General features: G+C 65.7%; 20 protein-coding genes. 7 read left to right on the plus strand and 13 right to left on the minus strand.

Features of this window, described 5'->3' with window-relative positions:
- Positions 1-20: 20 nt before the first annotated feature.
- From MIC448_RS03560 to MIC448_RS03575, 4 genes are all read right to left on the minus strand, one after another.
- Positions 21-404, minus strand: a complete 384-nt coding sequence (locus tag MIC448_RS03560) for an RNA polymerase-binding protein RbpA (protein WP_036296185.1) — start codon at positions 402-404, stop codon at positions 21-23.
- A gap of 149 nt (positions 405-553) precedes the next feature.
- Positions 554-1330 carry a glycerophosphodiester phosphodiesterase family protein gene (locus MIC448_RS03565; protein ID WP_036296191.1) on the minus strand — a complete coding sequence of 259 codons (777 nt, stop codon included), beginning with the start codon at positions 1328-1330 and terminating at the stop codon, positions 554-556.
- A gap of 9 nt (positions 1331-1339) precedes the next feature.
- Positions 1340-2290 carry an SPFH domain-containing protein gene (locus MIC448_RS03570; RefSeq protein WP_036296193.1) on the minus strand — a complete coding sequence of 317 codons (951 nt, stop codon included), beginning with the start codon at positions 2288-2290 and terminating at the stop codon, positions 1340-1342.
- The gene (locus tag MIC448_RS03575) at positions 2287-2778 is read right to left on the minus strand and encodes an NfeD family protein (protein WP_036296195.1); all 492 of its coding nucleotides are present in this window, start codon (positions 2776-2778) and stop codon (positions 2287-2289) included. The genes MIC448_RS03570 and MIC448_RS03575 overlap by 4 nt, the downstream gene beginning before the upstream one ends.
- Before the next feature lie 132 nt (positions 2779-2910).
- Here MIC448_RS03575 and MIC448_RS03580 point away from each other — a divergent pair, with 132 nt between their 5' ends.
- Positions 2911-3669, plus strand: coding sequence for an SDR family oxidoreductase (locus MIC448_RS03580; protein ID WP_036296199.1), 759 nt, complete (start codon positions 2911-2913; stop codon positions 3667-3669).
- Positions 3670-3738: 69 nt separating this feature from the next.
- Here MIC448_RS03580 and MIC448_RS03585 read toward each other — a convergent pair whose 3' ends face one another.
- Together MIC448_RS03585 and MIC448_RS03590 are read right to left on the minus strand one after the other, a co-directional pair.
- Positions 3739-4293: an HdeD family acid-resistance protein gene (locus MIC448_RS03585; protein ID WP_036296202.1), complete on the minus strand. Its 555-nt coding sequence runs from the start codon at positions 4291-4293 to the stop codon at positions 3739-3741.
- 95 nt (positions 4294-4388) lie between these two features.
- Positions 4389-5312 carry an AEC family transporter gene (locus MIC448_RS03590; RefSeq protein WP_036296204.1) on the minus strand — a complete coding sequence of 308 codons (924 nt, stop codon included), beginning with the start codon at positions 5310-5312 and terminating at the stop codon, positions 4389-4391.
- A gap of 175 nt (positions 5313-5487) precedes the next feature.
- On the opposite strand from MIC448_RS03590, the gene MIC448_RS03595 reads away from it, so the two are divergent.
- The 3 genes from MIC448_RS03595 to MIC448_RS16350 are packed head-to-tail and all read left to right on the plus strand — an operon-like array spanning position 5488 to position 7078.
- Positions 5488-6081 (plus strand): sulfite oxidase-like oxidoreductase, encoded by a 594-nt coding sequence (locus MIC448_RS03595; RefSeq protein ID WP_036296206.1) that lies wholly within the window; start codon positions 5488-5490, stop codon positions 6079-6081.
- Positions 6075-6800, plus strand: a complete 726-nt coding sequence (locus tag MIC448_RS03600) for an FAD-binding oxidoreductase (RefSeq protein WP_199484404.1) — start codon at positions 6075-6077, stop codon at positions 6798-6800. The genes MIC448_RS03595 and MIC448_RS03600 overlap by 7 nt, the downstream gene beginning before the upstream one ends.
- Positions 6800-7078: a DUF6510 family protein gene (locus MIC448_RS16350; protein ID WP_036296210.1), complete on the plus strand. Its 279-nt coding sequence runs from the start codon at positions 6800-6802 to the stop codon at positions 7076-7078. The genes MIC448_RS03600 and MIC448_RS16350 overlap by 1 nt, the downstream gene beginning before the upstream one ends.
- 156 nt (positions 7079-7234) lie before the next feature.
- On the opposite strand, the gene MIC448_RS03605 is transcribed toward MIC448_RS16350, so the two are convergent.
- From MIC448_RS03605 to MIC448_RS03620, 4 genes are all read right to left on the minus strand, one after another.
- Positions 7235-7609 (minus strand): GntR family transcriptional regulator, encoded by a 375-nt coding sequence (locus tag MIC448_RS03605; RefSeq protein WP_036296211.1) that lies wholly within the window; start codon positions 7607-7609, stop codon positions 7235-7237.
- 4 nt (positions 7610-7613) lie between these two features.
- Positions 7614-7808 (minus strand): hypothetical protein, encoded by a 195-nt coding sequence (locus MIC448_RS03610; RefSeq protein ID WP_144237973.1) that lies wholly within the window; start codon positions 7806-7808, stop codon positions 7614-7616.
- Between the two features lie 73 nt (positions 7809-7881).
- Positions 7882-8247 (minus strand): hypothetical protein, encoded by a 366-nt coding sequence (locus tag MIC448_RS03615; protein ID WP_144237974.1) that lies wholly within the window; start codon positions 8245-8247, stop codon positions 7882-7884.
- Positions 8248-8279: 32 nt separating this feature from the next.
- Positions 8280-8630: a hypothetical protein gene (locus MIC448_RS03620; protein WP_051513069.1), complete on the minus strand. Its 351-nt coding sequence runs from the start codon at positions 8628-8630 to the stop codon at positions 8280-8282.
- Positions 8631-8765: 135 nt separating this feature from the next.
- Between MIC448_RS03620 and MIC448_RS03625 the strand changes: the two genes are divergently transcribed.
- The 3 genes from MIC448_RS03625 to MIC448_RS03635 are packed head-to-tail and all read left to right on the plus strand — an operon-like array spanning position 8766 to position 10647.
- Positions 8766-9335, plus strand: a complete 570-nt coding sequence (locus tag MIC448_RS03625) for a dihydrofolate reductase family protein (RefSeq protein WP_051513070.1) — start codon at positions 8766-8768, stop codon at positions 9333-9335.
- Positions 9336-9361: 26 nt separating this feature from the next.
- The gene (locus MIC448_RS03630; RefSeq protein WP_144237975.1) at positions 9362-9886 is read left to right on the plus strand and encodes a hypothetical protein; all 525 of its coding nucleotides are present in this window, start codon (positions 9362-9364) and stop codon (positions 9884-9886) included.
- A gap of 44 nt (positions 9887-9930) precedes the next feature.
- Positions 9931-10647 carry a hypothetical protein gene (locus MIC448_RS03635; RefSeq protein ID WP_144237976.1) on the plus strand — a complete coding sequence of 239 codons (717 nt, stop codon included), beginning with the start codon at positions 9931-9933 and terminating at the stop codon, positions 10645-10647.
- 37 nt (positions 10648-10684) lie between these two features.
- Here MIC448_RS03635 and MIC448_RS03640 read toward each other — a convergent pair whose 3' ends face one another.
- The 3 genes from MIC448_RS03640 to MIC448_RS03650 form a co-directional block, all read right to left on the minus strand.
- Entirely contained in the window at positions 10685-11443 is a 759-nt protein-coding gene (locus tag MIC448_RS03640; protein WP_036296216.1) for an SGNH/GDSL hydrolase family protein, read from the minus strand.
- Between the two features lie 170 nt (positions 11444-11613).
- A complete protein-coding gene (locus tag MIC448_RS03645) occupies positions 11614-12663 on the minus strand; it encodes an LLM class flavin-dependent oxidoreductase (RefSeq protein ID WP_036296221.1) in 1050 nt (349 codons plus the stop codon).
- A gap of 99 nt (positions 12664-12762) precedes the next feature.
- Positions 12763-14439, minus strand: a complete 1677-nt coding sequence (locus tag MIC448_RS03650) for a DUF885 domain-containing protein (protein ID WP_036296223.1) — start codon at positions 14437-14439, stop codon at positions 12763-12765.
- Between the last annotated feature and the right edge of the window lie 8 nt (positions 14440-14447).

A 14447-nucleotide genomic window follows, 5' to 3' on the forward strand; every position in this document is an offset into this window, starting at 1 on the left:
CCTTCTCGGTGGCGTGTGGGCTACGCCCCGAGCAGCAGGCTGTCGGGGTTCTGGCCGGCACCGCGCCGTGCCCGCAGGTACGCGAGGCGCTCTTCGAGGAGTTCCTCGAGCTCGGCGCGTGAACGACGCTCGAGCAGCATGTCCCAGTGCGTACGCGGAATCTTGTCGGCGCTGTGATCGATCGTCACGGCCTCGTTGTCAACGACCAGTGCGGCCTCGGCACCGCATGTGCGGCACTCCCAGGCTTCCGGTGCCTCGGCGTCCGCCGCGAACACCAGCTTGGTCTCTCGTTCGCACACGGTACACGCGTAGGTGTACTCCGTGCGCTCCATGAATACGACGCCCTCTTCGCTCTGTAGGCTCTGGGCGCCGAGACGCATGCCCCGTAGGCTGCGATCTGCCATCGTGTGGTCTCCTCGGCGTGTGTATGACGGAGTCGTATGACTCCTTCCTCCGGTATAACGCCATGACCTGGGTGGATCATCCGAACGGGCCGTGCCGCCGGGGCATTCCCAGTCAACGCACAGAGTCACGGCCTGCGCGAGTGACGTGGCTACCTCAATGCGTCGAGCGCGACGTCCGCCCTATCGGTGACGATCCCGTCCACTCCTCGTCGCACCAGGCGGCGCATGTCCGCCGGATCGTTCACGGTCCAGACGTGCACCTCTACGCCCGCCGCGTGCGCGGCACGGACGAGCCGCGGTGTGAGGACGCGAAAGCGCCCGTGGCGTTCGGGGATCTGGATGGCGTCCAGTCCCGCGAACAGTCGAGTAGTGGCGCGCGCGGGAAGGATGGCCAGCGCGGCGACGAGCCGGCCGATGGTGGCGGTGCCAGCGGATGTCGCGGGTCTCACGGCTCCGGCGGCAGAGCGTGCTGTGGCCAGCGCGGCGCGACGCCGCCGGTCCGAGAAGCTCGTGAGCAGGACCCGCGCGCCGTGCTCGGCGACCTCGCGTCCGACCGAGGCAGCTGCCGCCGCGGCTTTGACGTCGAGATTGAAGCGGAGGGTGGGAAAGGCCTCGAGCGCCTGGCTCAAAGTCGCGAGACCGCCGCGCGATGCCATCAGGTCCTGGAGTTCGCCCAACTCGACATCCGCTATCGGGCGGGGGTCGCCGGCGACGCGTTTCAGGTCGTTGTCGTGGAAGAGGACGACGGCACCGTCGCGGGTGACATGGCAGTCGGATTCGACGTACAGGACGCCTGTGGCGTGTGCCTGCGCCAGGGCCGCGAAAGAGTTCTCTACGATTCCCTCACGCGCCATGCGCGGCGTGACGAGCCCGCGATGAGCCAGCACGCGGGGCGTGCGCGCACTGGCGAACCAGGGGTGGCTCACGAGAGACGGTCAGGCGAGCGGAGGAACGCGACCGCTCGGCGCCGGGGGAGCGGGCTGCTCGGGTGTCGCCGGCTTCACACCGAAGGCGTTTGTGATGCCACTGAGCGCTGCGGTGAACTCGCTGGGAATGATCCAGAGCTTGTTCGATTCACCCTCACTGATCTTCGGCAACATCTGCAGGTACTGGTAGGCCAGGAGTTTCTCGTCTGGGTCGCCTACGTGGATGGCGTGGAAGACGGTCTGGATCGCCTGAGCCTCGCCCTCGGCGCGCAGAACCGCCGCGGCTTTGTCTCCCTCGGCGCGGAGGATCTCGGCCTGGCGAGCGCCCTCGGCGGTCAAGATCGCAGACTGTTTCGTGCCCTCGGCCGTCAGGATGAGAGCGCGTCGGTCACGCTCGGCACGCATCTGCTTCTCCATCGAATCCTGGATGGAGGCGGGCGGGTCGATCGCTTTCAGCTCGACGCGACCGACGCGGATGCCCCACTTGCCGGTCGCCTCGTCCAGCACGATGCGCAGCTTCTGGTTGATCTCATCGCGGCTCGTCAGCGCTTCTTCGAGGTTCAGGCCTCCGACGACGTTACGAAGCGTCGTGGTCGTCAGTTGTTCGACGGCACCGAGATAGTTGTTGATCTCGTAGGTGGCCGCGCGGGGGTCCGTCACTTGGAAGTAGATGACCGTGTCGATCGAGACGACGAGGTTGTCTTCGGTGATGACGGGCTGCGGGGGAAACGATACGACCTGCTCGCGCAGATCGATCAGGGGGCGAACTCGGTCGATGAAGGGCACCAGCACGTTCAGCCCCGGCATGAGGGTGCGGCGGTAGCGCCCGAGTCGCTCGACGACTCCCGCGGAGGCTTGCGGAATGATGCGGATCGACCGAGCGATGACGACGACGACGAAGATGAAAACGACGAGCGCAAGCGCCCATCCGATCGCGGTGGGGATGATGTCCTCGATCATGCGGGGAAGTCCTCCTGGATTGCTTGCGTTGTTTCGACCGGCTGCACGATGGCGGTGGCTCCATCGATCAGCGTGACGGTGACCGCGACGCCGGGGGTGATCTCGATCGCCGTCGCTGCGCGGGCCGTCCACGTTTCGCCATTCGCGAGGCGGACCTGCCCGCCCATCGGACCGACGGTGGAGACGACGACACCGAGCATGCCGCGAAGTGCATCAATATTGCTGAGCGCAGGATCCTCACCCCGCCGCAGGCGTCGCAGCAGGGGCGGCCGGAGCACGAGCAGGAGAAGAGCGGCGACAGCGGCGGCGATGATGACCTGCAGCCAGAGTGGCGCACCCGCGAGGTCCGAGGCCAGGCCAGCGACACCGCCGAGTCCCAGCATCAGGAAGGTCATTTCGAGCGTCAAAGTCTCGATCGTGAAGAAGACGAGGATCAGAACGATCCATCCGATCCACGCGAACTGCTCGATGTTCTGGATGAGTTCCATGGGAAGCCTCCTCCTCAACGAACCTAGCACGCGGTAGTGCCCGAAAGGCCGGGGCATTTGCCGTAAGAACGGGCGATCAACGCCCACTTGGTAGGGTCGAGAACGTCTCACCCCGCCACCCCAGGAGTACGCATGTCACAGCCCCTCGCCCCCGGTTCGCTCGCAGGAAAGCGGGCGCTCGTGACGGGCTCATCCCGCGGAATCGGTGCCGATACGGTGCGCCTTCTCGCCGAGGCGGGCGCGGACGTCGTCATCAACTTCCGCAACAAGGCGCCCCGGGCCGAGAAGCTCGCCGCTCAGGTCCGCGAGCTCGGTGTCCGCGCGCTCGTCATCGGCGCGGACCTCACCGACGCCGACTCGGTCGGCACGATGTACGCCGAGGTTGAGCGGGAGTTCGGTGGACTCGACATCCTGGTCCTGAACGCATCCGGCGGCATGGAAAGCGGAATGGGCGAGGACTACGCGCTCCTGCTCAACCGTGATGCCCAGGTCGGCGCGCTGCAGCGCGCACTGCCGCTGCTCGGTGCGGGGTCACGTGTCGTGTTCGTGACGAGCCATCAGGCCCACTTCATCCGTACGACGCCGACGATGCCCGAGTACGAACCCGTCGCTTTGTCGAAGCGCGCGGGCGAAGATGCGCTGCGTGAACTCATCCCCGATCTGACGGAGCGCGGGATCGAGTTCGTCGTCGTTTCGGGCGACATGATCGAGGGGACCATCACGGCCACCCTGCTCGAGCGGGCAAACCCCGGCGCCATCGCCTCGCGGCGCGAATCCGCCGGCAAGCTCTACAACGTGGGCGAGTTCGCCGCCGAGATCGCGCGCGCGGCTGTCGATCCGATTCCGGAGGACAACACGCGCCTCGTCGGGGACACCACCGACTTCGGCTGACCTGCCGCACGAAAAAGCGCGCATCCCGTCGTCAGGGATGCGCGCTTTTCGCGTGTTGCGAACGATCGACTACAGCGACTTGAAGCTGAACCCGCGGACGATCTGAATGATGCCGAGCACGACGAGCGAGATGCCGAGCAGCCACCAGAGCACCACGGCGCCCCAGATGGGGGAGAAGAGCAGAACGATGCCGGCGATGATGCTGATGATCGCGAAGAACACCGTCCAGCCCTTCGATGCCGAGCCGCCGAGGGTCGTGAGTGCCACGACGCCTTCGACGATCCACATGATGCCGACGAGGATGCCGAGGAACAGCGCGAGCCACGCAGCGGTCGCGCCGAGGTTGAAGAAGGCGATGACGCCGGCGATGACGTAAATCACGCCGAGCACGATGTGGCCGACGCGTGCCCACCCGCTCATGGATTTGGAGAAAATGCCGAGGCCGGCATATACGAGGCCGCCGACGATTGCGTAGACCGCGATGATGGCGGTGACCACGATCGCGGTGCGTCCGGGCCAGACGAGGATGAGGATACCCACGATGAGCGCGATGGCACCGCTCAGGCCGAGGGCGGTACGGATGCCGTTGACGGCAGCCTTTTCGACGGGAATGTCGGTGGACATGGGAGTGTCCTTTCTGGGAAATACCTGTGAGACACCAGGTTAGCGCTGTCGTGGCGCCGTGCACAGGTAGTCGGCGAGTGCGTGTCGTCTGACTTTTACGACAGCAGGAACGCGACGATCAGCAGCACCGGGATGCATCCGATCGTCGTCAGAAAGATCGTGTCGCGCGCGATGCGTTCGCCGACGTCGTAGCGCTGCGCGAAATTGAAGACGTTCTGCGCGGTTGGCAGCGCGGCCAACACGACGACCGCCAGAACCTGGTCGCGGGGGAGCGCGAACACGAACTGCGCGAGCGCCCACGCGACGAGCGGCATCGCGACGAGTTTGAGCCCGCTCCCCAACAGGATGTCGCGGCGGCGCCCTTTCGTCGTCAGCACCCGGGCCCCGGGCAGGGAGAGGCCGTACGAGATCAACAAGATGGGAACGCATGCGCCCGCGATCAGCGCGATCGGCTCCCACACGACGGGTGGCAACTGGATCCCGGTGAGCGCAACGACGACACCGAGCGCCGCGCCGATGAGCATCGGGTTACGGGCTGTCTGCCTGAGGATGCGACCGACGGATGGCGCCGACGTGCTGGTCGACGCGTCGAGCAGCACGAGAGCGATCGGCATGAAGACGAGCAACTGGGCGAGGATCACGGGTGCCGAGAATGCGGCGTTGCCCAGCAGGTAGAGCGCGATCGGAATGCCGATGTTGTTGGCATTCACGTAGCCGGAACCGAGCGCACCCACGACGGTGTCTCCCAGCCCGCGTCGCCAGAGCAAGCGAGCGAGGACCGCGTAAACCGCGAACATCGAGATCGCTGTCAGCGCCGAGACGGGCAGTAGCGCGGAGAACAGCGTCGGTATATCCGCCTCGGCCAGGACCACGAACAGCAGGAATGGCGAGAGAACGAAGAAGGTCAGACGAGACAGGACAAAGCGTGCGTGCTCGCCGAGTAATCCCTGTCGTCCGAGAACATAACCCAGCGCGATGGCGAGTCCGACGACGGCGAACCCGGTGAGGATCCCACTCACTGCGTACGGCTTCCGCCGGGGAGGCGCAGTGCGTGGGGGAGTGTCACGACTCGAGCGTAACGATTTGCGACGATCCGCTGTGTCGCGGACGAGGTGCGCTCGGATACGCTGTGGCTCGGACTTGCCCCAACCGGGCACGATTTCGGAGCCCGATCGGGCGTGACGGGAGGCTGACGTGGCGATCTTCTCGCGAGGATTCGGTGAGCGACGACGTGAGAGCGATCCGCGACTCCCGCCGGGCCAGTACCTCACCGCTGACTTCCCGGTGCTCTCTGCCGGTCCGACGCCCCGGATCGACACGGGGGAGTGGGCCTTCTCGATTGGCACGGAGAAGGGTGTCGTCACCAACTGGACGTGGGACGAGATCCACGCGCTGCCGATCGAGGATGTGCACACCGACATCCATTGCGTCACACGCTGGTCGAAGTTGGAAACGACGTGGCGGGGTGTTTCGCTCGACACGCTCTTCGCCGGAATCGACACAGCCGATGAATACGTCATGGTCCACTCCTACGGTGGCTATACGACGAACCTCGCTCTCGAAGATCTGCTCGGCGGTAAGTCGTGGATCGCGTTCGAGTTCGACGGTGAGCCGCTCGATCCCGAGCACGGCGGCCCCGCACGGCTGCTCGTGCCGCACCTGTACTTCTGGAAGAGCGCCAAGTGGGTTCGGGGCATCACGCTGCAGGCGCACGATGACCCGGGATTCTGGGAGCAGAACGGGTACCACACCCACGGTGACCCCTGGACCGAGGAACGCTATTGGTAAACCCTCGTACGTGGGCCGTCGCGCAGGTTGCGGACGTCACGAAAGTCACTCCCAATGCGCGGGTTCTGGGCATCGATGTGCCCGGATGGCCGGGCAATCTTCCGGGTCAACATGTCGACGTCCGTTTGACCGCGGAGGACGGCTATCAAGCGGTGCGCTCGTATTCGCTCGGCTCGTCGGGCACGGGGGAGCGGATCGAGCTCGCGGTCGACGAGCACCCTGAGGGAGAAGTCTCGCCTTATCTCGTGCGTGACGCGCAGCCGGGCGATCATGTCGAGGTCCTCGGACCGCTCGGCGGATACTTCGTCTGGCGGGATGAGGATGCCTCGGCTGTTCAGCTGATCGCGGGGGGATCGGGGATCGTGCCGCTCCGTGCCATCGCCCGCGCCCGGGCTGCCGCCGGCACAGGCCAACCGTTCCGCTTGTTGTATTCGGTCAAATCGCCGGAAGATGCGATATATCGCGATGATCTGATGATGCTGGGGGAGCAGGGGATCGATCTCACCTGGGCGTTCACGCAGCATGCTCCCGCGGGCTGGCCGGGTGTCGTCGGACGACTGAATGCCGAAACGATCGCCGCGGCAGTCTTTCCCGCGACGGATTCGCCCACGGTGTACGTCTGTGGGCCGACGGCGTTCGTCGAGGTCGTCTCGCGTCGACTTGTCGAGCTCGGCCACGATCCGGCACGCATCAAAACCGAACGATTCGGGGGCGGATGATGGATCCACACAGGCGTGCGGCTCACGCCGACCATGTTGATGGCAATGTGCTGGCTGGCGCTCTGGAGCGTCTGTTCGGTGGCGAACCGACCGGGATGATCGCCGTATGTGGCGCATGCGGAACGGCGGCTCGGATTGCCGAGGCTTGGGTCGAGATCGACGACACCGCGGCGATCGTCCGTTGTCGCTCGTGCACGAAGACTCTTGCCACCCTGATGTTTGCGGACGAACCGCCACGGCTCGTCGTCTCTGCGCTGGGAGAACTCCGGGGGTCTTGAGCCAGGGCCTTCGTGCCACTCTCGAGGCCTGTGCATAATCGCCGATAATGCACATTATGTCAGTTCGTTTAGAACTCGACGCTTGGGGCTCTCCCCGACGGAGGCATGAAAGCCCAGAGAAGCTCCGTGCGGGGCGTTCACGCGCACGCTCGAGCGTTAGCTCGGCGCATCCGCCCGCAGTGCTGCCGCCACGAGTGCCAGAGCTTCTTCTCGGTCGAACCGCAGAGCGCGAACCTGATCCGCGAACGCAATAGCCGCGCGCTGCGCTTCGCGATGTGCGGCGTCGCCATGCGGTGAGACGAACGTGCCGTTTCTGCCCCGAGTCTCGATGAATCCGGATGCCTCGAGTTCGCGGTACGCCCGCGCAACTGTTCCCGCCGCAATGCCCAGGCTCTCTGCGAGTCGCCGTACTGTGGGCAACCGCTCTCCCGGGACGAGCCTTCCCGTCTCGATCGCGCGGATGAGTTGTGTTCGCAGCTGCTCAAACGGCGGCGTGGCCGACGCGGGTTCGATTGCTAGGTAGCTGTCCACTCCCCTATTGTGTCGGCAATTGTATCATTGTGTCAATACATACATTGATGTCGTCATCGGACGCGTTGCGCGCCGCGGAGACCGCAAGAATCGGGATGAGGCCCGGCTGCATCGCAGCAAAGACGATGAAGAGCGCGAGGCCGACACCGAGCACAGTGCCATCGCCCGTGGCGCTCCGAATCGGGGTGACGGCAAGCACGAGCACTCCTCCGACAGAGACCAGCAGGGCCGGCAGGACCGCGCTCGCCCACACTCCGATGCTGTCGGGATGGCTATCGACGTACAACCGGGCCGCTGAGAGGGTCCACACGAACGCCCATGCCAGCGGCGCCACCGCGCTGAGTCCGAGCGCAATTCGACGCGCCAAACGCGTACAGCGCGAACGTCACCACCGTACCGAGCACGGCCGCGAGAAAGATCGGAACGACGAGCGAGATGCCCGGAAGGAGGTATCCGATTCCATCCGAACAGACCCATGACCCTGTGCCTGCCTCTCCCCCGATGAGAAACTCGCAGCCGTAGTGCAGCACACCCTGGACGAGGTGCATGAGGGTTGTCGCCGACAGTGTCGCGATCGTCGCGCCCAGGCCGAGCGCCGTGATCGCCCGCATCGAGGGAAGTTCGTAGCGTCGGCGCACGCTCACACGCTACGCGCTGAGCTGCGGGCGATTCAGAATTCCTCGAGGTCCGCCCACTCCTGCTTCGAATCGATCGGCACAACTCCCGCCGTCGGCGTGTGCCAGCCGAACTGGCGGAGACGCTTCGCCTCCGCAGTCATCCGATCGACGAGCTCGTCATCGACCGGATCCGCTTCGTCCGTGCGCAATTCGTGCGCGATCAGCTGGCTGGCGGGGCCGATGAGCAACTCGACTCGACCGCGTTCACCGTCTTCTTCCAACGTCGGCACCTCAACGGTGGCTGATGCAGTCACCTGCGACAAAGCCTGCGCGTAGTCCAGCAGTGCGCGCGCGATCTCCGACCCGGTCACGATCGAATCTCCCGCGTAGTGGATTTTGTGCATGCTCTATCTGTATCAACCACCCGCCCTTGACCCCACCCCCTTTCGTCGGCCGTCCTTATCCGCTAGACCGTTCGTCGGTTCGTCGGTTCGTCGGTTCGTCGAGTGGGTGTCGGTGCTGCCTCGTACATTTGCAGGATGACTCGGGTTGTTTATTACACAGCTGCCACGCTCGATGGGTTTATCGCGGATCTGTCCGACTCCCTTGACTGGCTCTTCGCCGTGCCGGATGCCGCCGAAGCGGAGGCCGGCATCGACGCGTTCATGGATCGAATCGGCGTACTCGTCGAGGGCTCCACGACCTACGAATGGGTTGTGGGCAACGATCAACTGCTCGAGCATCCCGAGAAGTGGGCACAGTTCTATGCGAATCGTCCGACGTTCGTCTTCACAAGTCGGTCTCTGAAAGCTGTTCCGGGAGCCGACATCCGTTTCCGGTCGGGTGCAATCGTCGATACCTGGTCCGAGATTGTCGCGGCTGCTGGCGAGAAAGATGTCTGGGTGGTCGGGGGCGGTGATCTCGCCGGGCAGTTCGCGGATGCGGGGCTCCTCGACGAGATCGTGGTGAGCGTTGCCCCGGTCGCGTTGGGATCGGGGCGGGCACTTCTCCCCCGCCGGCTGGAATCCGACCGGTTGAGTCTCGAGGGAGTGCGCCGGGTCGGTCAGTTCGCGGAGCTGACCTACTCTGTGGATAAGTCCAAACGCTGAGCGGCACCGCGCGCTAGCGTGTGGGCGTGCAGCGGCCCGTCCCGATCCTCGTCGTCGCGGCTCTCGCCGCTCTGCTGGCCGGGTGCGCGGCCGATCCGGTAGCGGAACCCACCCCGTCCCCGTCCTTCACCTCGGAGGCCGAGGCTTTCGCTGCCGCGGAAGCCACCTATCGGGCGTACGTCGATGCGCTGAACCACGTGGACCTCGCGGACCCCGAGACGTTCGAGGCCGTCTACGCCTGGACGACCGGTGACGCGAACGCTGCGGATCGCAAACTGTTTGCTCAAATGCATGCCGATGGAGAGGTCGTAAGCGGGAAGTCGGAAGTGAAGACGTTTGCCCCGACGACAGTCAGCGACGACAGTTCGGTAGGTGCTGATGTCTGCCTGGACGTCTCTGCGGTCGACGTTCACAACGTGGATGGGGTGTCGATTGTCTCGCCAGATCGGGTCGATGTTCAGTCCATGCGGTTGCAACTGGTGCCGTCGCTAAGCGAGACCGGATTGGCAATAACGTCCATAGTTGGCAGGGCCGACGGACCGCCATGTTGAGATCGCTCGCGCTGTCAGGCATTGCAGCAGCCCTAGCCCTTGCATTGGTCACCTCTGCGGAGCCCGAGTGCGGCGGCGGGTGGACGAACACCTGCAGCGCGACCACCGACGGGAGCCAGGTCGACGTCGGCGCCGGGACCACCACTCCGGGCAATTCCGGCTCATCCAACGGCCAGGGCGGGTCGGGCGGCGGCGGATCGGGCAGTACTCCCCCGGCAGCCGAGGAGGAATGTGACTCCGAACTGTGCCGACCGCTGTACAGCGTCGTGACGCTCCCCGACGTGACCGCCGAAGATCTGCGCTCCTTCATTCCCGCGTTGCCCACGGTGACGGGCGAACCGCTCGGTCTGGGTGTAGTCGGGATGCCGACGAATCTGGTGGCAGGGTCATCCGTCCAGCTGCAGAGCGGGCCGCTGTTGGGCTACGACGTCGTAGTGCGGTTCACGCCGACCGGATTCCGGTTCGATCACGGCGATGGTACGAGCCGCATGACAACGACGGGCGGATCGAGCTGGGCTCGCCTCGGCGTTCCCGACTACACCGCGACCCCGACCAGTCACGTCTATAGGGCCCCGGGCTCGTATCGAGCGGGCGTGCGTGTCGTGTACACCGCGGCCGTCAACTTCGGCACGGGCACGTGGCGGCCGGTCACCGGTGCGGTCACCTCCGCGGCCGCGTTCTACGACGTGCGCGTCGTCGAGGTGCGTACCGGACTCGTGCAGCGGACCTGCGCCGAAGACCCGTCGGGCCCCGGCTGCTGACTCGCGAGAGAAGCACCCGAACGAGAACTGACGCAGCTCAGGCGGACGGCGGAACCGCTACCCACTCCGGGTACTTCGCGATCCGGCCGTCGCCCGATGAGGTGCGCGTGATGCGCCGACGCATCCAGGGCCCGACGTGCGTGCGGTAGTACCTCAGCCCCGTCAATCCCCCGGCCGCGAGGGACGGTAGCTCCCACCAGTCGGCGGGTGGGGTGAGCCCGAGAGCGTCCAGCACGCGAGCAGCCACCCGGTGGTGTCCGCGAGCATTCATGTGCAGCCGATCCTCCGACCAGAACGGAGGGGTTCCGAGGTCTGCATCAGGCCAGTTGAGTGCCCGAACGACATCGGCGCGACCCGTCGCCCGCGCGAGGACGGCACGAGACAAGGCATCGCCGCGGCGCCGAATCATGCGGCCGAGCGGAAGCTGCTGCGACGGGTCCGCGCCCGAGAGCAGGATGAGGGTGACACCCTCCTCATCGCAGCGCCGGAGCACCTGCGTGAAGGCATCCGCAATGTGCTCGATATCCGCTCGCGGACGAAGCATGTCGTTGCCGCCGCCGTTGAACGACAAATGCGTCGGTTTCAAGGCAAGCGCGGGCTCGAGCTGTTCGCGGACGATCGGCCAGATCAACTTGCCGCGAATGGCGAAGTTCGCGTACTCGACGGGCTCGGCGTTCGCGTTCGCCCACCCTTGTGCGACGAGGTCCGCCCAGCCCCGGGTTGTGCCATCGGGAAGCTCGTCGCCGACGCCCTCGGTGAAGGAATCGCCAATTGCGACGTAACGTACGGATGACACCGACCCAGCCTAAGCGCCGCGCGCACGTCGGCCTTTCGCCAACCGGCCGTGACGACCGAGGCGGCGGACAAAACGACGGTAAATCTGCCTTCAGAGCCCCGGTTCAGCCCGGAGGGCCTGCGATAGGCACGAAGTCACCGTCGTTGTGTCCGCCAAACACGGGCAAACACCTACGCGGCGTGCGACCCCGGGTCCTCAGCGAGCAGCTCGTGCACACGCGGGATAACCCGCGTGCCGTAGAGCTCGATGCTCGTCATGAGCTTGTCGTGTGACAACGAGCCCGAAGCGTACTTCAGGTCGAAGCGGGAGATTCCGAGCGTTCGCGCGGTCTGCGCGATCTTCTGCGCGACCGTTTCGGGCGAACCCACATACGCCGCACCCTCGGGTCCGACATCGTGCTGGAAGCGCATCCGGTTGTACGGAGGCCAGCCCCGCTCGCGGCCGATCGTGTTGTTCAGCTCTTCGAAACCGGGGAAGGCCTCGTCCCACGCCTGCTGGTCGGTCTCGGCGACGTGGCCCGGCGAGTGGACGCCGATCGGCAGGGTTTCGCTTCCCAGCGCGGTCAGCGAGCGGTGGTACAGCTCGACGAACGGGCGGAACCGGTGGGCCGGTCCCCCGATGATCGCGAGCATCAGGCCGAGGCCGTGCCGCGCGGCACGTACGACCGACTCGGGGCTGCCGCCCACGCCGATCCATGCCTTCAGGCCGTTCTCCGTCTTCGGGAACACGTCGGCGTTGTTCAGGGGGGCGCGCGTCGTGCCCTGCCAGGTGACCGGCTTCTCTTTCAGCAGCTCGGTGAAGAGCCCGAGCTTCTCTTCGAACAGCACCTCGTAGTCGCTCAGCTCGTAGCCGAACAGCGGGAACGATTCGATGAACGAACCACGCCCCAGGATGATCTCGGCGCGGCCCCGCGAGATCGCGTCGAGCGTGGCGAACCGCTCATACAGGCGCACGGGATCGTCGCTCGAGAGCACCGTCACCGCGGTGCCGAGACGGATGTTCTCGGTGCGGGCCGCAATCGCCGACAGGACGATCTCGGGGCTCGTGATGGCGAAGTCGCGTCGGTGGTGCTCCCCCAGACCGATGAGCGAGATGCCCACCTGGTCGGCAAGCACCGCCTCGTCGACGACGTCACGGATCGTTTGAGCATCGCTGACCAGAGAGCCATCGGAGCCGCGGGTGATGTCGCCGAAGGTATCGAGACCGAGTTCGAGAGTCATGGGCACGCCTTTCTATTCACGTGTATGTAACAGGAAGCCTCACTCGACCATTCCCGCTTGCCCCAACGTGCGTCGACAGGGGGTCGGCCCGATCCGAGGTCAGCCGCGCAGGAGGGCCGTACGCAGCGTGTCGAGACCCACGCCGCCCATGTCGAGGGCGCGCTTGTGGAACTCTTTGATCGAGAAGTCTGTGCCCCGGGCCTCGGCGTAGTCGTCGCGCACCTGCTCCCAGATGCGCTGACCGACCTTGTACGAGGGGGCCTGTCCCGGCCACCCGAGGTAGCGGTTGACCTCGAAACGCACGAACTCGTCCGGCATGTTGACGTTCCGACCCATGAAGGCAAGTGCGTAGTCGGCATCCCAGATGCCCTCGCCATCCGGGCGCTGCTTGCCGAGGTGCACACCGATATCAAGAACGACGCGGGCCGCACGCATCCGCTGTCCATCGAGCATGCCTAACCGGTCGGCGGGGTCATCGAGGTACCCGAGATCCTGCATCAAGCGCTCCGCGTAGAGCGCCCACCCCTCGGCGTGACCGGACGTTCCAGCGAGCAGGCGCCGCCACGAGTTCAACTGCGCCCGGTTGTAGACGGCCTGCCCGATCTGCAGGTGATGTCCGGGGATTCCCTCGTGATACACGGTCGTCAGTTCGCGCCAGGTGTCGAACTCGGTGACGCCCTCGGGCACCGACCACCACATGCGGCCGGGGCGGGAGAAGTCGTCGGTGGGGCCGGTGTAGTAGATGCCGCCTTCTTGCGTGGGGGCGATCATGCATTCGAGCGTGCGGATCTGCTCGGGGATGTCGAAGTGCGTGGCCCCCAGCTCGGCCACGGCTCGATCACTCGTTGCTTGCATCCACTCCTGCAGCGCCTCGGTTCCGTGCAGTTTGCGCGACGGGTCCTTCTCGAGCAGGGCGACGGCCTCTTCGACGCTTGCGCCGGGGCTGATCTCGTGGGCGATGGACTCTTGCTCGGCGACCATGCGCGCGAGTTCTTCCGTGCCCCACTCGTACGTCTCGTCGAGGTCGATGGTTGCACCCAGAAAACGGCGTGAGTGCAGGGCATAGACCTCACGCCCCACGGCGTCGGCCTCACCCGCATCGGGGGCGAGTTCCGCGCGCATGAACTCTGCGAGGTCATCGTAGGCGACTCGCGCGGCACCCGACTGGTCGGCGAGTTCGCGTGCCAGAGATGCCGGCAGCTGCCCCTCCGCGGGGGCGGCTTCGCTGGCGAACTCGGCGAAGAAGCCATTGTCGGCGGTGTAGCGGCTGATCTGCGTGAGAACCTCGACGACCTGACGCCGTGCGGGCACGATGCCCTGACGCAGACCTTCGCGGAGCGACTCCGTGTAGCCCTTGACAGCCCCCTTGACCGCGCCGAGCCTGCGGGCGATGACCTCCCAGTCCTCGGCGGATGCTGTCGGCATGAGGTCGAAGACCTCGCGGATCTCTTGCGCGGGAGAGGCGATCACGTTGAGGTCTCGCAGGTTCCAGCGGATGTCGTGCAGCTCCAACGCCAGACGAAGCTCGCTCGAGAGATCGGTGCGGGTGATGTCGTCGATCGGATCTGCCGGCTGCGCAGCATCGAGTGCGCCCAGCGTACGGCGGGCCTCGTCGGCGAACCGCGCGTGGCCCTCGGGCGAGAAGTCATCGAACCGGTCGGCGTGCTCCGTCCGGCCGATGTACGTACCGAGCGTGGGCGAGAGTTCTGCGAGCGTGTCGACCCAGGATTCGGCGATCGCGTCGATCTGCGTTTGCGTGCGAGTTGCTTCGGTCATCCTTCGAG

This window comes from Microbacterium sp. C448, from assembly GCF_000582705.2.
Classification (GTDB): domain Bacteria; phylum Actinomycetota; class Actinomycetes; order Actinomycetales; family Microbacteriaceae; genus Microbacterium; species Microbacterium lacus_A.